The following is a 25,789-nucleotide window of genomic DNA, read 5'->3' as shown; positions in this document are numbered from 1 at the left end:
CAGTCTACGCGTAGGCGTCGGCGCCGAGTTCGGCGTTGGAGTAGACGTTCTGGACATCATCCAGGTCTTCGAGCCAGGCCAGCATCTTGACCACCTGCTGGGCGGTTTCGCCGCTGACGGCGATGTCGTTCTCGGCGCGGTAGGTGACCTCGGCCTGCTCCGGCGCCAGGCCGGCGGCTTCCATCGCCGCCTTCACCGCGGCGAACGCGTCCGGCGCGGTCAGCACGTCGATCGAGCCGTCGTCCGGATAGACCACGACATCGTCGGCGCCGGCCTCGATCGCCGCTTCGGTGACCGCGTCCTCGTCGGAACCGCCCGGAAACCACAGCACGCCGCGCTTTTGGAACAGAAACGCGACCGAACCGTCGGTGCCCAGGTTGCCGCCGAACTTGCCGAAGGCATGACGCACGTCGGCGACGGTGCGCACACGGTTGTCGGTCAGGCAGTCGACGATCACCGCCACGCCGCCCGGGGCATAGCCCTCGTAACGGACTTCTTCGTACTCCACCCCTTCCAGGGCGCCGGTGGCCTTCTTGATCGCGCGTTCGATCACGTCCTTGGACATGTTGGCCGACAGGCCCTTGTCGATCGCGGTGCGCAGGCCGGGGTTGCCGCCCGGATCGCCGCCGCCGCGGCGCGCGGCCACGCTGATCTCGCGGATGATCTTGGTGAAGATCTTGCCGCGACGCGCGTCCTCGGCGTTCTTGCGCGCTTCGATCGACGGACCTCTACCCATGGCGTTACCGGCTCAATCTGTGAACAAGCCGGCGATTTTACTCGATAGTGCGTGCCTGCCGGGTTCGGCCGGCCGTCGCCGGGCCGGCCGGCCTCAATCGCCCAGGCGGCCGTGGCGGAAAAAGGCCGTGGCCATGCGCGCGGCCTGCGCCGAAAACAGCAGGCCGGTATGGCTGGCGGCGATCACGGCGTGGTCGCGCAGGCCGTCCAGGCGGGTCTCGGCCACCGCCACGGTGCCGTCGCTGTCGGTGCCCAGGTCGCCGAAATAACGCCCCAGGCCGTGCGGGGTGGAGCCGGCGATCACCGCCACCTGGGTCCGGCCGCACCAGGGCGGGCAGCCGTGCAGCAGCAGGTCGGCGCTGCGGCCCAGCGCGGCGGCGGTCCAGGCGTGGCGCGCCAGGCCGCCAGCGGCGGCGCTGCCGCGCAGGGGCGAGCCCAGGCAGACCACGCGCGGCACCGGCAGGTCGGGGTGGGCGGCCAGCGCGCTGAGCGTGATCAGGCCGCCCAGGCTGTGGGCCAGCACGTGGGTGGGGCCGGCGGCCAGGCGTTCGACCAGGCCGGGCACGGCTGCGTCCGGCCCGCCGATCGCGCCGGCGTAGGCGTACAGGCTGGGCTCGAAGCCGGCTTCGGCCAGGCGCGCGCTCATCCAGCGCATCGACAGCGCCGGCATCCAGATGCCGTGGATCAGCAGCAGCTTGCGGGTGTCGCTGTCGGCGGTTCGGGCGTCCATGGGCCTGCGCGGGTCTGTCCTGGGTCCGATATCGGGCCTGGCCGATCCTACGCAAGCGCGGCGGTGGGCGTCGCCAGGGGCGGCTTGAGGCAGCGACATGGCTTGCGGCCGCAATCGCGTCATCGTCTGTCGCGTTGGGGGGACGATGCGGTTCGCTGCGCTCACCGCATCCTACGGGCGGGCGTGGTCGCCGTAGCCATTCCCGCTCAGGCGCCATCGGTCGCGGTGACTTCCAGCACCGGGCGCCCTCGCCGCGATCGCCCACACTCGCGCTCCATCGCCCCGCAGGAGCGCTCCATGGCCCGCCCGCACCCCGCCGTCGCCGTCTGCCTCAGCGCGTGGCTCGCGCTGCACCCGCCCGCCGCACGCGCCGCCGAACTGCTGGCGCCGGGCGTGATCTCCACCGCCCACAACGAAACCAGCGCCAGCCTCACGCCGGACCGGCGCGAGCTGTACTTCATGCGCGGCGACCTGGTGTCCGGCGACAGCGCGATCCTGGTCGCGCAGCGCGACGGCGCGCGCTACCGCAACGTGCGCATAGCGCCGTTCTCGGGCGTGTGGAAAGACTCCGAACCGCACGTCTCGCCCGACGGCAAGCGCCTGTATTTCGTCTCCAACCGTCCCGCCGTCGCCGGCGGCGAGGGCCTGGTCGCAACGCGCGGCCGACAGAGCTTCCCCGGCGCCAACCTGTGGTACGTCGAGCGCCAGGGCGCCGGCTGGGGCGCGCCGGTGCGCATCGAAGGCGAGGTCAACCGCGTGCCGATGGTCTACAACCCCTCGGTCGCCGCCAACGGCAATCTGTATTTCTCCGCGCACCGCGAGGACTCCGGCGCCGCCTACCAGATCTACGTGGCCAAACCCGACGGCCAGGGGTACGGCGCGCCGCAGCGCATCGACCTGGGCATCGGCGTGAAGGGCAACCACATGGATCCGGCGATCGACCCGCAGGAGCGCTACCTGCTGTTCGCGGGCGACGAAGGCGACTCGGCCGGCGCCGCCGACATCTACATCGCGTTCCGCAGCGCCGACGGCGGCTGGGGCACGCCGCTGCGCCTGCCGGGCGAGGTCAACAGCGCCTACCTGGAAAACGCGCCTGCGCTGGGGCGCGATTTCGGCGAGCTGCTGGTCACCAGCATGCGCCCCGCACCCGCGCGCTTCCCCAAGCCGGCGCAGGACCTGGAGGCCTTCACCCGCCGCCTGGACGATCCGCTCAACGGTTCGCGCAACGTCTGGCGCTTCGACATCGCGCCGCTGCTGCGCGAGCACGGCATCGACGCGCCGGGCTGAGCGCGACATCGGCGCGTTGACCGCGCCGCGCTATCCGGAACGCCTCCGCTCGCGGAGGCGTTCGCGCATGTGCGGGTCTGCGGCTCGCGCCCCGCCAAGACGCAGCGTGATCGCGCTAGCGGAACCACTGTCCCATCCCTGGACCGCGCAGGATTGTGACGCCGCGCCAGGGCGCCCGCGATCGGCTGCGCCCACCATCGCCGCGCCCCCACCCTCACGGAGTCCATATGGACCTGCGACCCGCCCTGCCCGCCGCCCTCGCCGCCGCACTGACCGCGCTGCTCGCGCTCGCACCCGCGCAGGCGGGCGTGCTCACGCCCGCGCAAAGCAACGACGACCTGTCCAACCCGCACCGCGGTTTCCTGCTCTGGGGCACCACGGTCGGCGCCGACGGCGGCCTGCCCGACAACCATTACGGCGCGTCGATCTATCAGATCTACCTGCCCTGGCGCGAAGTCGAAACCGCCGACGAGCGCTACGACTGGGACGGCTTCGAACAGCTCCACCTCGCGCCCATTCTGGCCGAGGATCCCAACGCCACCTTCGTGCTGCGCCCGGTCGCCGACTACCCCGACAGCGTCGGCAACAACATCCATTACTACTACGACAGCGAGCAGCCCGAACGCGACTATCCCAAGTTCCTCGGCCAGGCCCCGCTCAACATCGCCGGCCACGCCTACACCAGTTGCGGCGGCGACGGCCCCGGCGTGGCGCCGGACTACAACAGCCCGGCGATGCGCGAGCAGCTGCAGCAGTTCGTGCGCGCGTTCGCGCGGCGCTACGACGGCGACCCGCGCATCACCGCGGTCCACGTCGGCCTGCTCGGCTTCTGGGGCGAGTGGCACACCTCCGGCTGCGCCAGCTACGAGCCCGACGCGACCACGCGCGCGCTGGTGCGCGACGCCTACGCCAGCGCCTTCGCGCAGACGCCGCTGCACACGCGCTATGCGCGCGCCAGCGACGTCGGCGGCGCGTCGTTCGGTTTCAGCGAGGACTTCTTTCCTTCCTTCACCGCGATGTGCAACGCGTATACGCCCAAGCTCAAGCGCTGCGACGACACCGGCTGGTGGAACCTGGAATGGGGTTACCGCAACGAAGTACCGGCCGCGCGCGAGAACTGGCGCCTCAATCCGATCGGCGGCGAAAGCCCCTATGCCGATCAGAAGAAACTGTGGACCGATCGCACCGCCGACATCGTCAAGCTGGTGCGCGACTATCACTTCACCTGGCTGGGCCCGGCCGGGCAGCACGAAAACACCGGCACCGCCGCGTTTCGCAACAAACTGCTGAGCATCAAGCGCGCACTGGGCTACGAGTTCACCGTGCGGCGCGTGGCCTGGGCCGACCAGGCGACGGCGGGCACGGCCATGCCGCTGAGCCTGAGCATCGAGAACACCGGGGTGGCGCCGCTGTACCAGGTCTATCAGGCCGAACTGCATTGGCTGGACGCGGGCGGCGTGGTGCGCGCGAAGTCGGTGCTGGACTATCCGCTCACCGGGCTGCTGCCGGGCGCGGCGAACAGCCAGGAACTGCAGGCGAACGTCCCGGCGACGCTGACGCCCGGACGCTACACGCTGAAGCTGGCGCTGGCCGACAGCTGGCCGGGCCGGCGCGGCATCGCACCGCAGAACGCCGGCCGCGACAGCGCGGGGCGGCTGACGCTGGGCGCGGTGGACGTGGTGGCGGCGGCGCGCTGAGGCGGGCGCGATAGAGGCTGTTTCCTGTGGGAGCGGCGTAAGCCGCGATTGGGCGCCCCTATCGCAGCGTCTTCGCGCGTGGAGAAATCGCGGCTTACGCCGCTCCCACAGAAAGCGAGGCCGTGCGCGGGCGAACGAACTTACGATGCGTTCGCCGCATCGCGGTCGCGGCTTGCGCCGCTCCTACCCCAAGGCGTGGCGATGCGCTCAAGCCTGCGCCTGGCGTCGCAGGATGAACTCGTGGTCGCGGGTATCGCCGACCACGAATTCGTAGTCGCCGACATGGACGAAGCCATGGCGCGCATAGAAGCGCTGCGCGCCGTGGTTTTCCGACCACACGCCGATCCACAGCGTGCGCGGGCCGTCGCGTTCCAGCCAGGCCATCGCGGTATCGAACAAGCGCCCGCCCCAGCCCCCGTTCTGCGCTTCGCGCAACACGTACAGGCGCTTGAGTTCGCCATCGCCGGGCGCGACCTGCGCATGCGGCAGGCCGCAGGGACCGGCGGCGGCATGACCGATCGCGGTGCCGTCGCGTTCCAGCAACCAGACCGCGTAGTCCGGATGGCCCAGGATCGTGCGCTGCTTGTCCACCGCGTAGGCGTCGGCCAGGAAGGCGCGCAGGTCGGCGTCGGGGTAGAGGTGACCGAAGGTTTCGACGAAGGTGCGCTCGGCCAGGTTGGACAGCAACGCTGCGTCGGCGATGGTCGCGCGGCGGATGGCGTAAGCCGGGGTTTCACTCATCAGTGTGCTCCGAAGGTGGCGACTTGCCCGGGTCGTGGTCAGCCCGTCATTCCAGCGAAAGCCGGAACCCATTTTGCCTTTGCTCTGGGCGTCCAGGCTCCACGGCAGGCCGCTCGACCGGACTTAGGCTGTCACTCCACCCAATCCAGAACTCGCTCGCGCCGGTGTTGGATCGCCGATTTCAACTAGCGCCATCAACAGCCAATGGGTTCCGGCTTTCGCCGGAATGACGAACCTGGGGTTCGGCGATCACCGAGGTGGCCGCCCTCGTGGTTCCGGCCAGCGCCGGAATCACGACCTAGGATGTGCGCGGCGTTCGTCGGCCCTGGGACGAACGCCGCGGACCCGGCCTTAAGCCGGATCCTTCGGCCGCACCATCACGTGCACCTCGGCCAGTTGCGCGTCCGGAATCGGCGACGGTGCGCCGGTCATCAGGCACTGGGCGCTGGTGGTCTTGGGGAACGCGATCACGTCGCGGATCGATTCGGTGCCGGCCATCAGCGCGGCGATGCGGTCGATACCGAACGCGATGCCGCCGTGCGGCGGCGCGCCGTACTTCAGCGCGTCCAGCAGGAAGCCGAACTTGGCCTGCGCCTCTTCCGCGCCGATGCCCAGCAGCTCGAACACCGCCGACTGCATCTGCGGGCGGTGGATGCGGATCGAACCGCCGCCGATCTCGTTGCCGTTGAGCACCATGTCGTAGCCGCGCGACACCGCGGTCTTGGCGTTGGCGCGCAGGTCGGCGATGTCGTCCACCGCCGGCGCGGTGAAGGGGTGATGCAGGGCGACGTAGCGCTGCGCTTCCTCGTCCCACTCGAACATCGGGAAATCGGTGACCCACAGCGGCTTCCAGCCTTCGCCGACCAGGCCCAGGTCCTTGCCCAGCTTCAGGCGCAGCGCGCCCATGAAGTCGGAGGCGGTCTTGGTGTCGGCGGCGCCGAAGAAGATCGCGTCGCCGCTCTGCGCGCCGGCGGCCTCGACGATCCGCGCCAGCGTGGCGTCGTCGAAGAACTTGGCGATCGGCGAGTTGATGCCCTCGCGGCCCTTGGACGCGTCCTCGACCTTCATCCAGGCCAGGCCCTTGGCGCCGTACTTGGCCGCGTGCGCGCCGGCCTCGTCGATCTGCTTGCGCGACCAGCCCGCGGCACCCGGCGCGCGCAGCGCGATCACGCGGCCGTCGGCGTGGTTGGCCCAATCGGTGAACACCTTGAACTCGCAGGCCTTGACCAGTTCGGCGATGTCGACGAACTCCAGGTCGATGCGCAGGTCCGGCTTGTCCGAACCGTAGCGGCGCATCGCCTCGGCGTAGGTCATGCGCGGGAACTGCGCGTCCAGCTCGACGTCGATGGATTCCTTGAACACGACGCGGATCATGTCCTCGACCGTGTCCTGCACGTCGCGCTCGGAGACCCAGGCGAACTCCATGTCGAGCTGGGTGAACTCGAGCTGGCGGTCGGCGCGCAGGGCCTCGTCGCGGAAGCAGCGCGCGATCTGGTAGTAGCGGTCGAAGCCGGCCACCATCAGGATCTGCTTGAACAGCTGCGGCGACTGCGGCAGCGCGTAGAACTCGCCCGGGTGCATGCGCGCCGGCACCAGGAAGTCGCGCGCGCCCTCGGGCGTGGCCTTGGTCAGGATCGGCGTTTCGATGTCCTGGAAGCCGCGCGCGTCCAGCCAGCGGCGCAGCGACTGCACCAGGCGGATGCGCGTGCGCATCATCTTCTGCATTTCGGGACGGCGCAGGTCCAGGTAACGATAGGTGAGGCGGGTTTCCTCGCCGGCGTTCTCGTGGGCGTGGAACGGCAGCGGCTCGGCCTTGTTCAGCACCTCGATGGTCGCGGCCAGGATTTCGACGTTGCCGCTGCGGATCTTGTCGTTGGCGGCCTGGCGCGCGCGCACCGTGCCGGTCACGCGCACGCAGCTCTCCACGCTCAGATCGCTGGCGATCTTGAACAGCTCGGCCATGTCCGAATCGACCACGATCTGGACCACGCCCTCGTGGTCGCGCACATCGGTGAACACCACGTGGCTCTGGACGCGGTTGGTGTTGACCCAGCCGCACAAGGTGACGGTCTGGCCGATCAGCGCCTCATCGACGAGGCCGCAGAAGTGGGTACGCATGGAAACTCCGGGATCGAAACGGCGGCCGGCGGCGGGGCCGGCACGGTGGGGGGCGCCGGGCGGGGCCGGCGCGTCCGGGCCTGGGCCAGGAACACGCTATCTTAACGGCTCCGGCCGGTTACTTGTCCCGCTGCGAGGACGGCGGCTGGATTTCCGGCCTACGCAATGCGCCCATTCCGTCCGTCCCACCCGTCTTACCGGCCGCGGCCCGGTCCGCCGCGCGCTTCATCGGCTTAGGGGTCCGGCCATGCTGAAACTGCTCAAACCGCTGTCGCTGGCGTTGTGTCTGGCGGCGCTGGCCGCGCCCGTCCTGGTCCAGGCCCAGGTCCAGTCGCGCGCCTACGCGCCCGAAAATCTGCGCAGCCTCAACTACAACGACCAGGTCCGCGTGATCAGCCTGGAGTACTCCGAACAGTCCAACGGCCGCCGCATTCCCGACGACCAGCTGCGCTTCTACATCGACCAGGTCAACCGCTCCAACTGGACCTTCAGCCGCATCAAGGCCGACATTTCCCAGTCCCTGGCCGGTGGCGGCGGGATCGGCCCGCAGCCCGGCGGCAGCGTGCGCTGCGAAAGCACCGACGGCCGCCCGCGCACCTGCCGCGCCGGCTGGCCCGGCTATTCGCGGCTGATCCGGCAGCTGTCCAAGACGCCCTGCACCGAGGGCAGCACCTGGCAGTCGCGCGACGGCAACATCTACGTCAGCGGCGGTTGCCGTGGCGAATTCGGCCCCGGCCTGAACCCGCCGATGCCGCCGGTGGGCCAGGCCGTGCGCTGCGAAAGCACCGACAACCGCCCGCGCACCTGCGCCGTGCCCTGGTACGGGCCGAGCCGGCTGTCGCGCCAGCTGTCCAGCTCGGCCTGCGTGCAGGGACGGACCTGGCAGTCGCAGAACGGCCAGGTCTGGGTCAGCCAGGGTTGCCGCGCCGAATTCGTTTCCGGCGCCCAGATCCAGCCGCCGCAACCGGGCGCGCGCCGCGTGACCTGCTCCAGCGTGGACAACCGCACCACCACCTGCGCCTGGCCGCCGGGCTACGGCGTGCCGCGCCTGCTGCGGCAGATCTCCAAGCAGCCCTGCACCCAAGGCAATACCTGGGGCATCAGCTCGGCCACCGCGATCTGGGTCAGCCGCGGCTGCCGCGGCGAATTCGGTAACTGAGGGGCCGCGTGCCGGGCGCCGCTACGGCGCCCGTCGCGCTTCAAGCCTAAATCGACGCAGGCCCGGCCGACGCCGGGCGCCACGATCAATCCGAGGACGCCGCCGGCTTGGCGGCCGGCTTGGGCTCGCTCTTGACGGGCTCGGCCTTGGTTTCGGCGGGCTTGGCCGCGCCGGCCGTGCTGCCGCCGTCGACTAGGTTGCGCTTCTTGTCGCCGTCCTTTTTGAAGTCGGTCTCGTACCAGCCGCCGCCGGCCAGACGGAACTGCGGCGCGGTCAGCTGACGGCCGACCGCCTCGGCGCCGCAGGACGGGCAGACGGTGGGATCGGCGTCGGACAGTTTCTGCAGGCGGTCGAAGCTGTGCCCGCAGGCGCTGCATTGGAAGGCGTAGATGGGCATTGCGACTCGGGACGTTTTCGGACGGGCGATGGCAAACATGGGGATTTTAGCCGACGAATCAACCGTTGCCGGGGTCGCCAGCGGTTGAGGCGCCTGGATCGCGGGCAGACGCGCCGTCGGCGGCGCCGGCGGCGTCAGGCAAGCGCCGGCGGTGCAGCGGTAATGGTTGGGCCGCACGTCGATGCTGACGACATCGTAGGGGCCGGTGTAGCCGGGCGGCTTCTGCTCGAACTGGTAGTGCAGCTCTTCGATCCCGTACAGACCGTCGCCGACCCGCTTGAGCGGCCGGAAGTAGCGTACCCGCGAGGGCGCGCAGGTCTGCGCCCCGGCCGCGAACGCCGTGGCGCAATCGCGGACGCTGCGCTGGCCTTCCCTGCGATCGAACACGGCGCTGGTGAGGGTCTCGTAGACCCGGCCATCCACCGCCTCCCAGCGCAGGGTCGCGCTGCGCGGACCGCTGCCGTAGCCGTCCTCGCGCTGCTCGGCATCGCCACCGACGTCGCGCTGGACTTCCAGCGTGTAGTGCGGGTTCGGGTACATGGTCGCCGCGGTCCGCGCCGAGGCCGGGGTCCAGGTGCCGACGGCCTGCGCCGCCTCGAACGGCACGCTGTCGATCGCCAGCGACCCGCTCACGCCGGTCCAGGTCTGCCCGGCGGTGGCGCCGGAGTTACCGATGGCCAGGTAGACCACGGTGTCGACGGTGTCGTCGTCGCCGTCGATGCTCCAGTAGCGCAGCGTTGCCAGCGGCGTGCGCACCAGCAGTTGATCGCCCTCGACCGTCCAGTCGAAAGCGACGCCCGCGCCGGCGGCCTGGGGCCGCATATAACGGTCGACCTTGGGGCCGTGGTCCTGGGTCGCGCCGCTGCCGCCCGGGTCGAAGCGGTGCTGGACGAAATCGCAGGTTTCCAGTCGCTGGCGGCTACTGAAGGACGCGTACGACCTGGCGCAAGGCCAGGGCAAGGCGCGCCGGGTCGGCGCGGAGGTCCAAGCGCGGGTGCGCGTGACCTGCTGCAGATCGGACGCCGACCACAGACGGATCTCGACATAGGGCGCCAGCGTCGTTCCCGGGCGGTCGACGGAGGTTCGGCTCCACTGCTCGCGCGCCACCCACAATTCGTGACGGTCGCCGTCGAACAGGCGCCGCAGTACGACGCGATCCAGGCTCAAGCGCACGCGCTCGACCGCCTCGTAGCGCTCGAACACGCGCGGCGCCAGCGGCGACAGCAGCACATCCCCCGAGGCATCCAGTTCCACGCGATAGTTCACCGGCGCTTCCTCGGTCTCGCCCGTGTACCAGCGGTAGCTGCCATCGGTATTGCGCAGCAGCAGCTGCGGCGCGTTGGCGAACACCGGGTAGCTGTCGCGCTGGATCGTCGCCATCAGCAGCATTTGAGCCGGCAGCTCGGACAAGGCCGACAGCGGCGCGTGGCCGATCGGCTGGAACATCGCCTCGTCGCTGCCCGAGCGCCCGTTGAAACTGCGGATCCATTCGCTGTAAGCGGCTTCGTTCTCCAGCAGTTGCTGGCCGTCCGCATAGCCCTCGGGCAACACCGCCGCGCCGGACGCCGCACCGGCGAGCAAGGCACGCGCCTCGAACACGTCTTCTTGGAACAGGCTGCGGCTGACGTGCTCGAACTCCCGGTCGCTGACCGCGTCGCGGCCCTGCAGCGCGGTGCGCACCAGGAAGGCCAGCGCGCTGCTCAAGGGCGACACGCGCAAGGTTTGCAACTCGGCGGCGTCGACGCGGCGGTCGCCGCCGGCGTGCGCGATCAGTTTGCCGAAGCTGCCGACCACGCTGCGATAGCGCACGCGCTGGGAGGCGACCTCGACGCTGACCATCTCGGCGCGGTCCAGGGCATCGACCGTCGCCACATAGCCGCCGCCCTGGATCTGGCCGGCGAAGCTGCGGCCGCCGACGCGGATCAGGATCGAATCCGGCGCCGCGCCGGGCGCCAGGCCGACAATCTCGCCGGCGATCGTCAGGCTCACCGGCGTCAGCTTGGGCCGCGAACCTTGCATCTCGATCGGTTCGGCCGGATCGCCCGGTGCCGCCTGCGGCTGCATCTGCGGCGCCGTGACGCGGGCCAGCGCTAGTTGGAACGCCTGGCGAACTACCGGCGCCGCGAACGCCGCAACCACCGCCAACGCGGCGATCGCCGCGACCCAACCCTTGCTACGACTCATGCCCATCCCCTGTGGTGGCGCCGGCAGTTCCGGGCGCCGCGCGCGGCAATTTAAACCATGGAGCCCGACGGGGCGATGCGCCGTGGTGTACTCGCGCCCAACTTTGCGGTGAGAGACCGATCGCTGCGCCAAACCGGTCGGCTACGCGCGCGTCACCGCTAGAATTGCCGTTCATCAGATGCCGGCCGCAAGCACGCCGACGCAACCCAGGAACCGCATGTCCCGAAATCTCTGGCTCGGCCTGGCGATCGGCCTCACCGTCGCCGCGTTGGCCGCCACCTACGTCTACGAACCCAGCATCGTGCTGAAACCGGCCGCGCCCAAAGTCACGCCGCTGGGCTGGGCCGCGCAGGTGGAGCTGCGCGCCGGCGACGGCGTGCAGGGCTTGCGCGACGGCGCCGCCGCGCAGGCGCGCTTCGCCGATCCCTACGGGCTGGCGCTGGGCCGCGACGGCAGCTTGTACGTCGCCGATGCCGGCGACAACAACCGCATCCGCATCCTCCGCGCCGACGGCAGCGTGAGCACGTTGGCCGGTTCCGACGAAGGCTTCCGCGACGGCGTCGGCGCCGCGGCGGCGTTCGACACGCCGTCCGGACTGGCCCTGGACGCGGCCGGCAATCTCTACGTCGCCGACACCGGCAACCACGCGATCCGCAAGATCACGCCGCAGGGCGCGGTCAGCACCCTGGCCGGCGACGGCCAGGCGGGCTACCTCGACGGTCCGGGTGCGACCGCCCGCTTCAACGGCCCAACCGGCATCGCGGTAGACCCGCAGGGGCGGGTCTACATCGCCGACACCTACAACGACCGCATCCGCGTGATCGGCAACGACGGCCAGGTGCGCACGCTGGCCGGCGGCGACCGTCCCGGCTACCAGGACGGTCCCGGCGCGCTCGCGCGTTTCGATACCCCGACCGGGCTGGCGCTGGACCGCCACGGCCGCGTGCTGGTCGCCGACCTGCGCAACGACGCGATCCGGCGGATCGGCCTGGACGGCGCGGTCAGCACCCTGCTCGAAGGCACGCCCGAGGGTCCGCCGGATACCTTGCGACGTCCGCTGAGCGTGGCCGTCACCCACGACGGCGTGATCTACATCGGCGAAATGGCGCGCGGCCGCGTGCTGCAGCTGGGTATGGACCGCAGCGTGCACACCATAAACGGCGCGGGCACCTGGCAGCGTTTCGCGCGGCCGTCGGCGCTGGTGCTGGCGCCCGACGACAGCCTGTACGTGGCCGATGCGCTGGGCTACCGCGTGCACCGGCTGGCGCCGCTCAAGGCCGGCGTCGCGCCGGTCGCCAGCGCGGTCGGCCCGTCGCCGATGAACCCCCTGCCGCGCAGCGAAGGCCGCTGGCCGCTGGCGCCGCAGAACGCCTGGCACGAAGTGGTCGGCACCCTGGGCGAGGTGCGCGGCGACGGCAACGGCGAGGCGCGCCATCATCTGCACGACGGCCTCGACATCGCCGGCGACGTCGGCCAGCGCGTGCTGGCGATCGCCGACGCCAAGGTCAGCAGCCCGCACGCGACCTGGGGCCTGGGGCAGTTGGGCGAAGGCATGGGCCTGGACACGCTGAGCTACATCCACATGCGCGTCGGCCGCGACGCGCGCGGCGATTCGCTGGACCCGGTCCGCTTCCAGACCGTGATGCGCGAGGACGGCGAGCTGGGCCGCGTGCGGGTGTTGCGCGGCACGCGCTTCCGCGTCGGCGACGCCTTGGGCACGATCAACGCGATGGCCCATGTGCATTTGATCGTCGGCGTCAGCGGCTACCAGCGCAACGCGATCGGCCTGGGTTTCCTTGGCTATGCCGACCATCACGCGCCGCAGATCGAACGCGTCGCGCTGCTGGACGATGCGGCGCAACCGCTGGAACAGCGCGAGCAAGGCCGCGTGCTGGTATCGCGCGCCCTGCCCGGCGTGCAGATCGTGGTCGACGCCTGGGACCAGGTCGACCGCAACCAGGCGCGGCGCCGGCTAGGCCTGTACGCGCTGGGCTACCAATGGCTGGACGCGGCGGGCACGCCGATGCCGGGCTACGAAACGCCGCGCAGCAACATCCAGTTCGACCGCATGCCGTCCGAGGACGAGGCGACCAAGGTGGTCTACGCCGACGGCAGCGGCGTCACCGTGCACGGCAACGCGATCACCCGCTTCCGCTACGTGCTGACCAATACCGCGCGCGACGGCAAGCTCGCCACGGGCCTGTGGGTACCGACCGAGCTGCCGCCGGGGGATTACACGCTGCGCATCACCGCCAAGGATTACAGCGGCAATGTGGCGGGGGCAAAGCGCGATTTGGAAGTGCGTTTGCAGTGAGGGCCTAGGCTGCGAGACCGGAGCAGCTGCCCTTGCCCCGGCTGTCGCCGCTGCGGTTGCAGTTGCAGTTGCAGTTGCAGTTGCAGTTGCAGTTGCCACGGCATTCAAATCCAAAAGCCCCGCACTCACACGACCAACCGTAGACCCGGAGGGCGGCGCGCAGGACGCGCGCCGTTTTTCGATAGGACAGGGATGTCCTATCGAAAAATCCCGGCGCAAGCTCCGCGCTCGTACGGGAGGTTTGGTCACGCTAGCCCTTCTCTTTGGTTACTTTCTCTTGAGCTAGCAAGAGAAAGTGACCCGCATGCGCAGCAGGCGGAAGCCTTTGATATTCGACCAGAAGAGACGAAAGCAAAGCCAAAGCAAATCCTCCCCAACCCTCCTTTGATAAAGGAGGGAGCTAAAGGCGAAGGACCTGACTTACGTGCCGGAAGACGCTAAAGGCACTGGATCCCCGCCTTCGCGGGGATGACGGGCAACAGCAAGGGAAAGTGACCCGCATGCGCAGCAAGCGGAAGCCGTTGACCTTCGTGACAAGCTGGCGAAAGGAGAGCAACAGCAAATCCTCCCCAACCCTCCTTATAAAAAGGAGGGAGCTAAAGGCGAAGGACCTGACTTACGTGCCGGAAGACGCTAAAGGCACTGGATCCCCGCCTTCGCGGGGATGACGGGCAACAGCAAGGGAACGTGGCCCGCATTCGCAGCGCCGGTTTCCGGGTGGTTTGCGGGTGACGCTTCGCGGCTCACGCCGCTCCCACAGACAGCTACAGCATCGCCGCCGCCTTCTGTGGGAGCGGCGTAAGCCGCGATCGAATCAGCCGATCGCGGCGAAACTCAAGCCGCGTCGTACAGCGCCAACCACTCCGCCTCGGCCTGAGCCAACTCGGCCGCCACCGCCTCGCGCTTGCGCGCCAGCTCGGCGGCGTTGTCGCCGCCGCCGGCGTACTTGGTCGGATCGGCCAAGTCCATGTCCAGCGTGCGCAGCTTGGATTCCAACTCGGCCACGCGCGCCTCGGCCTGGGCCAGCTTGTGCGGATTGACCTTGGCGCGCGGCTTGCTCGGCGGCGTTTCCGGCACCACGTTGGCGGCCGCGGCGGCGATCGCCTTGGCCGCGGCCTTGCCGTCGTTGCTGCTGTCGCGGGTGCGCAGCCACACCGCGTAAGCGTCGAGGTCGCCGTCGAACGGCTGAGCGACGCCGTCGGCGACGCGCCAGAACGTGTCGCAGACCAGGCCGATCAGATGGCGGTCGTGCGAGACCAGCACGATCGCGCCATTGAAGCTGCTCAGCGCCTCGGCCAGCGCCTCGCGCATGTCCAGGTCGAGGTGGTTGGTGGGCTCGTCGAGCAACAGCACGTTCGGGCGGCGCCAGGCGATCAAGGCCAGCGCCAGGCGCGCGCGCTCGCCGCCGGAGAAGGAATCGACCTTCTCGAAGGCGCGATCGCCGGGGAAATTCCACTTGCCCAGGAAGTCGCGCAGCTGCTGCGTGGCCACGCCCGGCGCGATGTCGGCCAGATGGTCGATCGCGGTGGTGCCCTCGCGCAGCGATTCCACCGTGTGCTGGGCGAAGTAGCCGATACGCAGGTCCGGATGGCCGCCGCGCTCGCCGCTGAGCAACTCGATCTCGCCGACCAGCGACTTCACCAGGGTCGATTTGCCGGCGCCGTTCGGGCCCAGCAGGGCGACGCGGTCGCCGGCTTCCAGGATGAAGCCGACCTGGTCGAGCACGGTGTGGTCGCCATAGCCGCAGTCGGCATGCATCAGGCGCAGCAGCGCATGCGGCAGCTTCAGCGGCTCGGGGAAATCGATGCGCAGCACGCGTTCGGCGCGCACCGCCTCGGTGCCGGCCATCTTGGCCAGGCGCTTGACCCGCGACTGCGCCTGCTTGGCCTTGGCGGCGCTGGCGCTGAAGCGGTCGATGAAGCTCTGCAGGTGCGCGCGCTCGGCCTGCGCCTTTTCGTGGGTGATCTGCTGCAGGCGCAGATGTTCGGCGCGCTGGCGCTCGAACGCGGTGTAATCGCCGGTGTAGAGCTTGGCCTTGCCGTCGTGCAGGTGCAGGGTGTGGGTGGTGACCTCGTCGAGGAACTCGCGGTCGTGCGAGATCAGCATCAGGGTGCCCGGATACTTGAGCAGCCACTGCTCCAGCCACAGCACCGCGTCGAGGTCGAGGTGGTTGGTGGGCTCGTCCAGCAGCAACAGGTCCGACGGCGTCATCAGCGCGCGCGCCAGGTTCAGGCGCACGCGCCAGCCGCCGGAGAACTCCTTGACCGCGCGCTCGTGGGTGTCCGGCGAGAAGCCCAGGCCGTGCAGCAGCTTGCCGGCGCGCGCGGTGGCGTCGTAGCCGTTGAGCTCTTCCAGCCGGTGATGGGCCTCGGCCACGGCCTCCCAGTCCTCGCGCTCGACCGCGGCGCGTTCGGCCATCAACACCGAGTACACGTTGGCGTCGCCGGACAGGACGAAGTCCAGCGCCGGGTCGTCCAGGGCCGGGGTTTCCTGGGCCACGCTGGCCATGCGCACGCGCGCGGGCATGTCCAGGTTGCCCAGGTCGGACTCCAGCTCGCCCTGGATCGCCGCGAACAGCGAGGACTTGCCGGTGCCGTTACGGCCGATCACGCCGATGCGCCAACCCGCTTGCAGGGTCAGGTCGACTTTGGACAGGAGCAGGCGTTCGCCGCGCCGGAGGGCGAAATCACGGAAAGCAATCATGCGCATAGTGTAACGGGCCGGAGGCGCGTGCCGCCCGCGGCGATCGCATCCGATCCGCGCTCCGGGCCGAGCCGGCTGTCCGCGGGCGCTGTCGCGCCGCGGTCGCAGACCGCGGCCAGACTGTTCGCCGACAGGCGGCAAGGCATGCCGGATCGGCGTTCAGGCACGAAATTTCAGGCGATTTCGGCCACGCAATGCCGCTTGGAGCCCTTCGAACCGGACTCGGCGACTTGCATCGGCGGGGGGCGGCCCACATTCTTGGAGGCCGACACGACATGGAGATCCGATGCATCACACCTCCCTGATCGCGATCCTCGTCGCCGGTTTCGTGCTGGCGTTCGTCTTCGGCGCGCTGGCGCAACGCCTGCGGTTGTCGCCGCTGGTGGGCTATTTGATCGCGGGCATCATCGCCGGGCCGTTCACGCCCGGCTTCGTCGGCGACCAGACCCTGGCGCCGCAGCTGGCCGAGATCGGCGTGATCCTGCTGATGTTCGGCGTCGGCCTGCATTTCTCGATGCGCGACCTGCTGGCGGTGAAAGCCATCGCCCTGCCCGGCGCGGTGGTGCAGATCGGCGCCGCGGCGCTGATGGGCTGGGGCCTGGCGCGATTCCTGGGCTGGTCGCACGGCGCCGGCCTGGTGTTCGGCCTGGCCCTGTCGGTGGCCAGTACGGTGGTGCTGCTGCGCGCGCTGGAGGAACGGCGCCTGGTGGAAACCGCCAAGGGCCGGATCGCGGTGGGCTGGCTGATCGTCGAGGACCTGGCGATGGTGCTGGCGCTGGTGCTGCTGCCGGCGCTGGCCGGGCTGCTCAAGGGCGAGGCCGGCGACCCCAGCGAGGTCTGGGCGGCGCTGTTCAAGACCCTGGCCAAGGTCGGCGCCTTCGTCGCGGTGATGCTGATCGTCGGCCGCCGCGTCATTCCCTGGATCCTCGAACGCGTCGCCGGCACCGGCTCGCGCGAACTGTTCACCCTGTGCGTGCTGGCGATCGCGCTGGGCGTGGCGTTCGGCTCGGCCGAGCTGTTCGGCGTGTCGTTCGCGCTGGGCGCGTTCTTCGCCGGCATGCTGCTCAACGAATCCGAGTTCAGCCACCAGGCCGCCAACGAGACCCTGCCGCTGCGCGACGCGTTCGCGGTGCTGTTCTTCGTCTCGGTGGGCATGCTGTTCAACCCGATGATCCTGGTCGAGAAGCCGCTGGAAGTGGTGGCCACCTTCGCCATCATCGTGCTGGGCAAATCGATCGCCGCCTACGCCATCGTGCGCGCGTTCGGCAAACCCAATTCCACCGCGCTGATGATCTCGGCCAGCCTGGCCCAGATCGGCGAGTTCTCCTTCATCCTCGCCGGCCTCGGCCTGCAGTTGGAAATTCTGCCGCCGGAGGGCCAGGACCTGATCCTGGCCGGCGCGCTGCTGTCGATCGTGGTCAATCCGCTGCTGTTCGCCTGGCTGGACCGCAAGCAGGCGCGCGAAGCGGCCGCGCTGCAGGAAGCCAAGACCGATCCGGTGCAGCCGACCGTGCCGGCCGACATCGCCGGCCACGTGATCCTGATCGGCTACGGCCGCGTCGGCAGCGAGCTGGCGCGCCTGCTGACCGAACGCCAGGTGCCGGTGGTGGTCATCGACGGCGAGGACAGCCTGATCGCCAAGGCGCGCGCCGCCGGCCTGCCGGCGATCCTGGGCAACGCGGTCAACGAACGCGTGCTGCGCGAGGCCGTGCCCGAGCGCGCGACCACGGTGATGCTGGCGATCCCGCAGGCGCTGGAAGCCGGCGAGATCATCGCCAAGCTGCGCGCGATCAAGCCCGATCTGAGCATCGTCGCGCGCGCCCACAGCGACAACGAAGTGCGCCACCTGATCGAGCACGGCGCCGACGGCGCGGTGATGGCCGAGCGCGAGCTCGCGCACAGCCTGGCCGAAATGGTGCTGGCCGCGCCCGTCTATCGCGGCGCACGCCACCTGCCGCCCTCCACCGCGCTCACCTGAGCGCGGCCCGAACCCCCAGCGAGCGACCATGAGCGATACCGACCGCCCCACTCCCGCCAGCGACGCCGACGGCGCGCCCGAACCGCTGCTCAACGCGGTCGAGGCCCGCATCATCGGCTGCCTGATCGAGAAGGAAGCGACCACGCCCGACGTCTATCCGCTGACCCTCAACGCGATCGTCGTGGCCTGCAACCAGAAGACCGCGCGCGAGCCGACGATGCAGCTGGAGCAAGGCGAAGTCGGCAACGTGCTGCGCCGGCTGGAACCGCGCGGCTGGGTGAAGTCGCAACACACCGGCCGCTCGGAGCGCTATGCCCATCGTGCCGGCGCCCTGCTCGATCTGACCCGGCCGCAGACCGCGCTGCTGGCGCTGCTGATGCTGCGCGGCCCGCAGACCTTGAACGAACTGCTGACGCGCAGCGAGCGCATGGCCAAGTTCGACAACGTCGGCGACGTCCAGTACGCGCTGGAGCGCCTGGCCCAGCATTCGCCGCCGCTGGTGCGGCTGCTGGGCCGTCAGAGCGGCCAGCGCGAGGACCGCTATGGCCACCTGCTCAGCGGCGAGCCGGTCTGGAACGCCGTCGCCGGCGGCGACGCCGACGACGACCACCGCGGCAGCGCCGGCTCGCCCTTGAGCGAGCGCGTCGCCGCGCTGGAAGCGCGTATCGCCGAACTCGAAGCACGGCTGGACGCGGTCGGGGCCTGAGCCGACCGCTGCGCAGCGCCGCCTCCCAAGGCTGCAAGCCACCGACGGCAGCGCCAGCGTTGCCGCTGCGGTTGCGGTTGCGGTTGCGGTTGCGGTTGCGGTTGCGGTTGCGGTTGCGGTTGCCGCGGCATTGGAATCCAAAAGCACCGCACTCACACGACCAGTCGTAGACCCGAAGGGCGGCGCGCAGGACGCGCGCCGTTTTTCGATAGGACAGGGATGTCCTATCGAAAAATCCCGGCGCAAGCTCCGCGCTCGTACGGGAGGTTTGGTCACGCTAGCCCTTCTCTTTGGTTACTTTCTCTTGGGCTAGCAAGAGAAAGTGACCCGCATGCGCAGCAGGCGGAAGCCTTTGACCTTCGGTCAGAAGAAGCAGAAACAACAGCAAGAGCAAATCCTCCCCAACCCTCCTTTGTCAAAGGAGGGAGCTAGAGAGCGCGACGCCGGAATGTGGACGTCGTCAGAACCGAACTGACGCGGTCGCCGGGATTCACGGTCGCGGCTCCCGCCGCTCCTGCAGGTAGCGATTGCGTCGCATCGCTGCTCGGTCGCGAACCCATGTCGCAATTGAAGCTCGCGACCGCAACCCAGGCCGCCCCACACAAGTCGCCCTCGCCTACGCAACCTCGCGATCGCGCAACGGCAGAAAGATGTCGGTGCGCAGCAGCGCCGCCGGCGTTTCGTCGGGATCGTCCAGGTAGTGGTGATGCAGCGGCGCATCGCGCAGGCGCTCGCCGCTGTCGGGCAGCCACTGCGCGAGCAGCGCGTCGGTGAGCGCCTCCAGGCCGTCGAAGGGGCCGACATGGCGCAGCCGCGCATAGCGGCCGCCGCCGAGGATCTCGCGGCGGAATTCGTCGCCGTCGACTTCGAACGGCGCGTCCAAGGCGATCATGCAGTCGAAGGCGCAGTCCGGCGCGGGCACATCGCGGCGATCGTCCCAAGGCACGCCGTATAAGCCGCAGAGCTGTTCCATGCGTTCGCGCTCGGCCGCCCAGCCGAACAGGCGCACGTAGCCGTGGTTCTGCTGCGGGTAGCCACCGTTTACGCGCAAGGCCAGCACCTGCACCGGGTCGACATCGACCACCTCGACCTGCAGCGGCGCGCCGCTGTCCGCGGCGCCCGGCGGGCGCGCGAGACGCTCGATCTCGCGGCGCAGGCGTTCGGGCTCGGCGCGCAGTTCGCTGGGCGTTCCGCCCAGGCCCTGGCGGAACGCGCGGCTGAACGCCTGCGGCGTCTGATAGCCGACCGCGAGCGCGGTGTCGGTGATGCTGCCGGCGGCGCCCGCGAGCAGACGCAGGCTTTGCAGCAAGCGCAGCCGGGCCACGGTCTGGCCGCTGGTTTCGCCGGTCATGGCGCGATAGATGCGATGGAAATGGTACGGCGAGAACGCGGCCGCTTCGGCCAGGCGCGAAAGCTCGGGCGGTTCCTCGCCGTGCACGATCGCGCACTCGATCAAGGCCACCGCGCGTTCGATGCGGCGCCGATAGCTTTCGCGGGTGTCGGCGCGCACGCGATCGGCGGCAGGCGCGGGACGGTCGGAGTCGTCGACGAAGGCCATGGGGCGGGTCCTGGTTCGGGCGTCGTCGCCAGCATGTCGGTCGCCCGCGCCGGCGGCGGTTCCCATCTTGCGCTCTCGCGCCGCTCAGTGGCTCAGCGCCAGACTCACCAGCACCGCCGCTTCGACCATCTCGGCCAGGGCGCCGCAGGTGTCGCCGGTCATGCCCTGCAGGCGGCGCATGCAGGCGCGACGCCACAGCGCAAAGAGCGACAGCGCGACCACGACGGCCAAGCCGCCGCGCCAACCCGCGAGCGCACAGGCGGCGGCAGCGACCAGCAAACTGGCGATCGCCGCCGCGCGAGGTACCGCGACCAGGCCGCTGCCGAGGCCGCCGCTGCGCACGTAGGGCGTGCTGAGGAACGCCAGCGTCAGCGTCGCGCGCGCCAGCGTCGGCGCCAACAGCAGGGCCCACCAGGCCGGCGCGGGCAAGCTGGCCAGCGCGGCGAATTTCAGCAGCAGCGCCAGCACCAACGCGACCACGCCGGCCGGGCCGCTGCGCGGGTCTTTCATGATGTCCAAGGTGCGTTCGCGGCGCGCTTCCGGGGTCGCGCCCATGCCGCCGATCCAGGCATCGGCGCTGTCGGCCAGCCCGTCCAGGTGCAGCGCGCCGGTCAGCAGCACCCACGCCAGCAGCAGCAATGCCGCGGCCAGCAGCGGCGGCGCCGACTGCAGCGCCCAGGCCAGCGCGCACAGCAGCGCGCCGAGCAGCGCACCGACCCAGGGATACCAGACCAGCGAACGCGACTGCGCGCGCGCGTCGCCGAACGCCGAGGCCGGCACCGGCACGCGGGTCAGGAAACCGATCGCGTGCAGCAGCGCGCGCATCAGGCCAAGGCGGCGCGGCGCATGCCGCCGCTCCAATCCATGCGGTGCAGCGAGGCATGCGCGACGTCGATGCCGGCCATGTCGCCGTAGCCGCGTCCCTCGTACAGGCAGCGCAACAAGCGGATCGCGCCGCCGTGCGTGACCACCAGTACGCGTCGTGCCGGCCAGGCCGCGGCCGCCTCGTCCAGGGCCGCGATCAGACGCGCACCGAACGCGGCGAAAGTCTCCGCGCCCGGCGGCGGATGCGCAACCGGATCCGCCCAGAACCGACCCAGCGCCTCGCCCTGCTGCTCGGCCAAGGTCTCGATCGGCACGCCCTGCCACTGTCCGAAATCGTATTCGACCAGGCGCGCGTCGAAGTGCAGCGGCAGGCCACGCGCCTGCGCCAGCTCCTGGGCGAAATCGGCGCAGCGCCGCAACGGCGACGAGATCACCGCATCCCACTCGCGGCCGGCCACCGCGGCGCGCAGTTGCGCCCAGCCGACATCGAGCAGCGCATCGTCGAGCCGGCCGCGGTAGCTGCGCTGGCCGGTGTCGCCGTGCCGCAGCAGGTCGATGACCGTCGCCGTCATGCGCGTTCCGACACGCCGGCCTGGGCGAAGGTGGCCATGCCGCCGTGCAACGCGCAGGCCAGTCGCAGCAACGGCACCGCGGCGGCGGCGCCGCTGGCCTCGCCCAGGCGCATGCCCAAGTCCAGCAGCGGCTGCGCGTCCAGCGCCTGCAGCAATACGCCGTGACCGCGTTCGTGCGAGCGGTGCGCGAACAGCAGCCACTGACGCACGCCGGGATTGATCCGCACCGCGGCCAGCGCGGCGACGGTGGCGATGTAGCCGTCGACCAACACCGGCAGACCGGCCTGGGCCGCGGCGATGCAGGCACCGGTCAGTGCGGCGATCTCGAAACCGCCCAGGCGCCGCAGTTGTTCGCGCGCGTTGCCCGCGTCGGCGTGCAGGGCCAGGGCGCGTTCGATCACCGCGACTTTGTGGGCGATGCCGGCCGCGTCCAGTCCGGTGCCGGCACCGGCCAGTTCGGTGGGCGCGCGTGCGAGCAAGGCGCAGGCCAGCGCGGTCGCGGCGGTGGTGTTGGCGATGCCCATCTCGCCGCCGATGTAGAGCTGGGCGCCGTCGGCACGCGCCAGCCGCACGCTGTCGGCGCCGGCGTCCAGCGCCGCCTGCAGTTGCGCGGCGCTCATCGCCGCTTGTGCGCAGAAATTCGCGCTGCTGGGCGCGACGATCGCGCGGCGCACGCCGCCGATGTCGCCGGGATCGTTGACCGTGCCCAGGTTGACCACGTCCAGTTGCGCGTCCAAGGCGCGCGCGAGCACGCTGATCGCGGCGCCGCCGCCGGCGAAGTTGCGCACCATTTCGCCGGTCACCGCTTGCGGAAACGCCGACACGCCCTCCTCGGCCACGCCATGATCGGCCGCGAATACGCTGATCCAGACCCGGTCGACGCTGGGCAACGCGTTGCGCTGTAACGCCGCCAATCGCACCGCGATGGTCTCCAGCGCGCCCAGCGAACCCGGCGGCTTGGTCAGTTGCGCCTGGCGCGCCAGCGCCTGCGCTTCGCACTCCGCATCGGGGGCGACGCAAGCGTCCAGGGTCCAGTCGCGCAGCGGCGGCGCGGCGGCGGCATCGTTCAAGGCAGTTCTCCTTTGAGCGCCAGCGGCAGGCCCGCGGCGACGAACAGCACGCGCTCGCAGGGCGCGGCCAGGTGTTGGTGCAGGCGGCCGGCTTCGTCGACGAAGCGCCGCGTGAGTTCGCCCAGCGGCACCACGCCCAGGCCGACCTCGTTGCTGACCAGGACGATCTCGCCGGGCAACGTCGGCAGCGTGCGCAGCAGGTCGTCGCGTTCGCGCGGCCAATCCTCGACGGCGCGTTGTTCGTCCAGCAGATTGCTCAGCCAGAGCGTGAGACAGTCGACCAGCACGCAGCGGCCGTCGCGCGCGTGTTCGCGCAGCGCGGCGGCCAATGCCAGCGGCTCCTCGATCGTGCGCCACTGCGCGGGGCGGCGCTGGCGATGGTGGGCCACGCGCGCGGCCATCTCGCCGTCGCGCGCCTGCGCGGTGGCGATGTACACCACGTCCGCCTGGCGCGCGGCCAGCCGTTCGGCCAAGGCGCTCTTGCCCGAGCGCGCGCCGCCGAGGATCAGGGTACGCATGCCGAGACTCCGGTGGCGGCCGGCAGGCCGAGCAAGGCGGCCAGGCGGCCGGTGTCCAAATGAGCCTCGACGGCATCGGCGAGGCGGTCGATACCGGACTCACGCAACGCGTGCATGTCCAGCGTCTCGGCCCGATCCAGTCCGGCCCAGCGCAGCAAGGCGGCCAAGGCGGCGGGCTCGTCGAACAGGCCGTGCAGGTAGGTCGCGAACACCTGCCCGTCCTCGGAATACGCGCCGTCGTGGCGGCCGTCGTCCAACCGCGCGGTCGCACGCGCCAAGGCTGGGCCCTGGCTGAGGCCGCAGTGGATTTCGTAGCCGCGCACCGGCGCGTCGTCCAGCCTCAGCCGGCCGGCGACGTTGCGCAGTTGTTTGTCGGGTTCCAGCGTGGTCTCCAGGTCCAGCCAACCCAGGCCCGCGCTGGAACCGGGCGCGCCCTCGATGCCGAGCGGATCGTGCACCGCGCGTCCCAGCATCTGCAGGCCGCCGCAGATGCCGATCAGCTTGCCGCCGTAGCGCAGGTGGCGCGCGATCGCCGCTTCCCAGCCGTTCGCGCGCAACCAGGCCAGGTCGGCGCGCGTGGACTTGGAGCCCGGCAGCACGATCAGATCGCAGGCCGGCGGCGTTTCGCTCGGGCCGACATACAGCAGATCGACCTGCGGATGCGCTCGCAGCGGATCGAAATCGGTGTGATTGCTGATGCGCGGCAGCGCCGGCACCGCCACGCGCAGACGCGCGCCGGTCTTGTGCTCGCGCCCACGCGGCAAAGCATCCTCGGCGTCCAGATGCAGACCTTGCAGGTAAGGCAGCACGCCCAGCACCGGCTTGCCGGTCTCGCGTTCCAGCCAGTCCAGGCCGGGTTGCAGCAAGGCGATGTCGCCGCGGAAGCGGTTGATCACGAAGCCGGCCACGCGCGCGCGTTCGCTGTCCGACAGCAGCGCCAGGGTGCCGACCAGGTGCGCGAACACCCCGCCACGGTCGATGTCGGCGATCAACACCACCGGGCAATCCACCGCTTCGGCATAGCCCATGTTGGCGACGTCGCCGGCGCGCAGGTTGATCTCGGCCGGGCTGCCGGCTCCCTCGACGATCACCGCGTCGAAGCCGGCGACCAGACGCGCGTGCGAGGCCAGCACCGCCTGCATCGCCACGCGCTTGTAGTCGTGGTAGCCGCGCGCGTCCATGTTGGCGACGGCGCGGCCGTGCAGGATCACCTGCGCGCCGGTGTCGCTGTTGGGTTTGAGCAGCACCGGATTGAAATCGGTGTGCGGCGCCAGCCCGGCCGCCTGCGCCTGCACCGCCTGGGCCCGGCCGATCTCGCCGCCGTCGGCGGTGACGGCCGAGTTCAGGGCCATGTTCTGCGGCTTGAACGGCGCGACGCGCACGCCGTGCCGACGCAGCCAGCGGCACAGCGCGGTGACCAGAGCGCTCTTGCCGGCATCGGAGGTGCAGCCCTGCACCATCAGCACGCGCGCGCTCATGCCGGGCTCCGTTCGCTGCCGATTTCGGCCAACGCCGCATCCAGGCGCGCATAGGCCGCATCGTCGCCGGGCAAGCCGAAACGCACGCTGGCCGGCGCGTCGAACAGGCGGGTGAGGATGCCGCGCCGCGCCAATGCCTTGTGCAAGGCGGGTGCATCGTCGCAGCGATGCCACTGGAAAAAGGCGCAGCCCGCGGTGGGCGTGCGTCCGTGCGCGCCGAGCAGGGCCGCCAGACGTTCGCCTTGCGCGCGCAGTCGCGTGCGCGTGCGCGCCTGCCAGTCGCGATCGGCCAGGGCCAGTCGTACCGCGTGTCGCGTCGGCCCGCTCAAGGTCCACGGCCCCAGGCGCTCGCGCAGCGTGCCCAACAAAACCGGTTCGGCGCAGACGAAACCCGCGCGCGCGCCGGCCAGGCCGAAGAACTTGCCGACCGAACGCAGCACGATCAGGCCGGGGCGCGCGGTCTCGGCGCAGAGGCTGGCGTCCGGCGTCGCGTCCATGAAAGCCTCGTCGATCAGCAGCCAGCCGCCGCGTGCGGCGAGCCGCGCGTGCAGGTCGAGCAACACGGCGTGCTCGTAACGTTCGCCGCCCGGATTGTTGGGATGAATCAGCACCACGACGTCGTAGCGCTCTGCCTGCGCCAACAAATCCGACGACGCGCGCAACTCGACCGCGTGACCGGCCTGACGCCAGGCATGCGCATGCTCGGCATAGCCGGGCGCCAACACGCCCACGCGCGAAGGCGCGCGCAAGCCAGGCAAGGCCTGGATCGCGGCCTGCGAACCGGCGACGGCGAGCAGATCGGGCGCGCCGTAATAGTCGCGCGCCGCCGCATGCAGACCGTCGTCGTCCTCGGGCAGGCGGTGCCAGGCGCGCGCGGGTATCGACGGCAGCGGCCAGGATTCGGGATTGATGCCGGTCGACAGGTCCAGCCAGTCGGCCGGCGCGATGCCGTAGCGTTGCGCCGCACGCAGCAGGCGACCGCCGTGCTCAAGCATGCGAGCGCGCTCCGGCGAATCCCA

At 70.4% G+C, this 25,789-nt stretch carries 19 protein-coding genes; 6 read left to right on the top strand and 13 right to left on the bottom strand.

The features are described from left to right. Positions 1-4 precede the first annotated feature (4 nt). Positions 5-736 (bottom strand): YebC/PmpR family DNA-binding transcriptional regulator, encoded by a 732-nt coding sequence (locus LVB77_RS05710; RefSeq protein ID WP_232909229.1) that lies wholly within the window; start codon positions 734-736, stop codon positions 5-7. Between the two features lie 93 nt (positions 737-829). Beyond that, positions 830-1,465 (bottom strand): alpha/beta hydrolase, encoded by a 636-nt coding sequence (locus LVB77_RS05705; RefSeq protein WP_232909228.1) that lies wholly within the window; start codon positions 1,463-1,465, stop codon positions 830-832. 297 nt (positions 1,466-1,762) lie between these two features. Between LVB77_RS05705 and LVB77_RS05700 the strand changes: the two genes are divergently transcribed. Both LVB77_RS05700 and LVB77_RS05695 read left to right on the top strand, forming a co-directional pair. Then, a complete protein-coding gene (locus LVB77_RS05700) occupies positions 1,763-2,752 on the top strand; it encodes a hypothetical protein (protein ID WP_232909227.1) in 990 nt (329 codons plus the stop codon). Between the two features lie 227 nt (positions 2,753-2,979). Then, positions 2,980-4,449 (top strand): DUF4832 domain-containing protein, encoded by a 1,470-nt coding sequence (locus LVB77_RS05695; protein WP_232909226.1) that lies wholly within the window; start codon positions 2,980-2,982, stop codon positions 4,447-4,449. Positions 4,450-4,656: 207 nt separating this feature from the next. Here LVB77_RS05695 and LVB77_RS05690 read toward each other — a convergent pair whose 3' ends face one another. Together LVB77_RS05690 and aspS are read right to left on the bottom strand one after the other, a co-directional pair. After that, positions 4,657-5,190, bottom strand: coding sequence for a GNAT family N-acetyltransferase (locus LVB77_RS05690; protein WP_232909225.1), 534 nt, complete (start codon positions 5,188-5,190; stop codon positions 4,657-4,659). Between the two features lie 351 nt (positions 5,191-5,541). Continuing rightward, positions 5,542-7,308: an aspartate--tRNA ligase gene (gene aspS / locus LVB77_RS05685; protein ID WP_232909224.1), complete on the bottom strand. Its 1,767-nt coding sequence runs from the start codon at positions 7,306-7,308 to the stop codon at positions 5,542-5,544. A 247-nt stretch (positions 7,309-7,555) separates the two neighbouring features. Here aspS and LVB77_RS05680 point away from each other — a divergent pair, with 247 nt between their 5' ends. Beyond that, entirely contained in the window at positions 7,556-8,467 is a 912-nt protein-coding gene (locus LVB77_RS05680; protein ID WP_232909223.1) for a DUF3011 domain-containing protein, read from the top strand. Positions 8,468-8,552: 85 nt separating this feature from the next. On the opposite strand, the gene LVB77_RS05675 is transcribed toward LVB77_RS05680, so the two are convergent. Further along, on the bottom strand, positions 8,553-8,864 hold the full coding sequence (locus LVB77_RS05675) for a zinc ribbon domain-containing protein (protein ID WP_232910174.1): 312 nt from the start codon (positions 8,862-8,864) through the stop codon (positions 8,553-8,555). A 2,401-nt stretch (positions 8,865-11,265) separates the two neighbouring features. Here LVB77_RS05675 and LVB77_RS05670 point away from each other — a divergent pair. Further along, positions 11,266-13,362 carry an NHL repeat-containing protein gene (locus LVB77_RS05670; RefSeq protein ID WP_232909222.1) on the top strand — a complete coding sequence of 699 codons (2,097 nt, stop codon included), beginning with the start codon at positions 11,266-11,268 and terminating at the stop codon, positions 13,360-13,362. A gap of 834 nt (positions 13,363-14,196) precedes the next feature. Here the strand turns inward: LVB77_RS05670 and LVB77_RS05665 are convergent. Next, positions 14,197-16,065, bottom strand: coding sequence for an ABC-F family ATP-binding cassette domain-containing protein (locus LVB77_RS05665; RefSeq protein ID WP_232909221.1), 1,869 nt, complete (start codon positions 16,063-16,065; stop codon positions 14,197-14,199). Between the two features lie 286 nt (positions 16,066-16,351). Here LVB77_RS05665 and ybaL point away from each other — a divergent pair, with 286 nt between their 5' ends. Next, on the top strand, positions 16,352-18,043 hold the full coding sequence (gene ybaL, locus LVB77_RS05660; protein WP_232909220.1) for a YbaL family putative K(+) efflux transporter: 1,692 nt from the start codon (positions 16,352-16,354) through the stop codon (positions 18,041-18,043). A gap of 28 nt (positions 18,044-18,071) precedes the next feature. Continuing rightward, positions 18,072-18,749 (top strand): DUF480 domain-containing protein, encoded by a 678-nt coding sequence (locus LVB77_RS05655; RefSeq protein WP_232909219.1) that lies wholly within the window; start codon positions 18,072-18,074, stop codon positions 18,747-18,749. A gap of 616 nt (positions 18,750-19,365) precedes the next feature. On the opposite strand, the gene LVB77_RS05650 is transcribed toward LVB77_RS05655, so the two are convergent. The 7 genes from LVB77_RS05650 to cobD all read right to left on the bottom strand — a co-directional run bounded on the left by LVB77_RS05650 (position 19,366) and on the right by cobD (position 25,765). Next, entirely contained in the window at positions 19,366-20,307 is a 942-nt protein-coding gene (locus LVB77_RS05650) for an AraC family transcriptional regulator (protein WP_232909218.1), read from the bottom strand. A gap of 84 nt (positions 20,308-20,391) precedes the next feature. Continuing rightward, the gene (locus LVB77_RS05645; protein WP_232910172.1) at positions 20,392-21,135 is read right to left on the bottom strand and encodes an adenosylcobinamide-GDP ribazoletransferase; all 744 of its coding nucleotides are present in this window, start codon (positions 21,133-21,135) and stop codon (positions 20,392-20,394) included. Then, positions 21,132-21,704, bottom strand: a complete 573-nt coding sequence (locus LVB77_RS05640) for a histidine phosphatase family protein (protein ID WP_232909217.1) — start codon at positions 21,702-21,704, stop codon at positions 21,132-21,134. Before LVB77_RS05640 ends, LVB77_RS05645 begins: the two co-directional genes overlap by 4 nt. After that, a complete protein-coding gene (gene cobT / locus LVB77_RS05635) occupies positions 21,701-22,747 on the bottom strand; it encodes a nicotinate-nucleotide--dimethylbenzimidazole phosphoribosyltransferase (RefSeq protein WP_232910170.1) in 1,047 nt (348 codons plus the stop codon). Before cobT ends, LVB77_RS05640 begins: the two co-directional genes overlap by 4 nt. Positions 22,748-22,770: 23 nt before the next feature. Then, entirely contained in the window at positions 22,771-23,292 is a 522-nt protein-coding gene (cobU, locus tag LVB77_RS05630) for a bifunctional adenosylcobinamide kinase/adenosylcobinamide-phosphate guanylyltransferase (RefSeq protein ID WP_232909216.1), read from the bottom strand. Next, positions 23,280-24,770 carry a cobyric acid synthase gene (locus tag LVB77_RS05625; RefSeq protein WP_232909215.1) on the bottom strand — a complete coding sequence of 497 codons (1,491 nt, stop codon included), beginning with the start codon at positions 24,768-24,770 and terminating at the stop codon, positions 23,280-23,282. The genes cobU and LVB77_RS05625 overlap by 13 nt, the downstream gene beginning before the upstream one ends. Then, complete coding sequence (gene cobD, locus LVB77_RS05620; protein ID WP_232909214.1) at positions 24,767-25,765, bottom strand: threonine-phosphate decarboxylase CobD; 999 nt, start codon at positions 25,763-25,765, stop codon at positions 24,767-24,769. The genes LVB77_RS05625 and cobD overlap by 4 nt, the downstream gene beginning before the upstream one ends. Between the last annotated feature and the right edge of the window lie 24 nt (positions 25,766-25,789).

The sequence above is a fragment of the Lysobacter sp. 5GHs7-4 genome, from assembly GCF_021284765.1.
GTDB lineage: Bacteria > Pseudomonadota > Gammaproteobacteria > Xanthomonadales > Xanthomonadaceae > Lysobacter.
This window is presented reverse-complemented; position numbering and strand designations above follow the sequence as displayed.

Coding starts and splice junctions, on each gene's coding strand:
- LVB77_RS05705 (WP_232909228.1), bottom strand. CDS start 1,465: ATGGACGCCCGAACCGCCGACAGCGACACCCGCAAGCTGCTGCTGATC.
- LVB77_RS05710 (WP_232909229.1), bottom strand. CDS start 736: ATGGGTAGAGGTCCGTCGATCGAAGCGCGCAAGAACGCCGAGGACGCG.
- LVB77_RS05680 (WP_232909223.1), top strand. CDS start 7,556: ATGCTGAAACTGCTCAAACCGCTGTCGCTGGCGTTGTGTCTGGCGGCG.
- aspS (WP_232909224.1), bottom strand. CDS start 7,308: ATGCGTACCCACTTCTGCGGCCTCGTCGATGAGGCGCTGATCGGCCAG.
- LVB77_RS05695 (WP_232909226.1), top strand. CDS start 2,980: ATGGACCTGCGACCCGCCCTGCCCGCCGCCCTCGCCGCCGCACTGACC.
- LVB77_RS05675 (WP_232910174.1), bottom strand. CDS start 8,864: ATGCCCATCTACGCCTTCCAATGCAGCGCCTGCGGGCACAGCTTCGAC.
- ybaL (WP_232909220.1), top strand. CDS start 16,352: ATGCATCACACCTCCCTGATCGCGATCCTCGTCGCCGGTTTCGTGCTG.
- cobU (WP_232909216.1), bottom strand. CDS start 23,292: ATGCGTACCCTGATCCTCGGCGGCGCGCGCTCGGGCAAGAGCGCCTTG.
- LVB77_RS05625 (WP_232909215.1), bottom strand. CDS start 24,770: ATGAGCGCGCGCGTGCTGATGGTGCAGGGCTGCACCTCCGATGCCGGC.
- LVB77_RS05655 (WP_232909219.1), top strand. CDS start 18,072: ATGAGCGATACCGACCGCCCCACTCCCGCCAGCGACGCCGACGGCGCG.
- LVB77_RS05690 (WP_232909225.1), bottom strand. CDS start 5,190: ATGAGTGAAACCCCGGCTTACGCCATCCGCCGCGCGACCATCGCCGAC.
- LVB77_RS05640 (WP_232909217.1), bottom strand. CDS start 21,704: ATGACGGCGACGGTCATCGACCTGCTGCGGCACGGCGACACCGGCCAG.
- LVB77_RS05700 (WP_232909227.1), top strand. CDS start 1,763: ATGGCCCGCCCGCACCCCGCCGTCGCCGTCTGCCTCAGCGCGTGGCTC.
- LVB77_RS05670 (WP_232909222.1), top strand. CDS start 11,266: ATGTCCCGAAATCTCTGGCTCGGCCTGGCGATCGGCCTCACCGTCGCC.
- LVB77_RS05650 (WP_232909218.1), bottom strand. CDS start 20,307: ATGGCCTTCGTCGACGACTCCGACCGTCCCGCGCCTGCCGCCGATCGC.
- LVB77_RS05665 (WP_232909221.1), bottom strand. CDS start 16,065: ATGATTGCTTTCCGTGATTTCGCCCTCCGGCGCGGCGAACGCCTGCTC.
- cobD (WP_232909214.1), bottom strand. CDS start 25,765: ATGCTTGAGCACGGCGGTCGCCTGCTGCGTGCGGCGCAACGCTACGGC.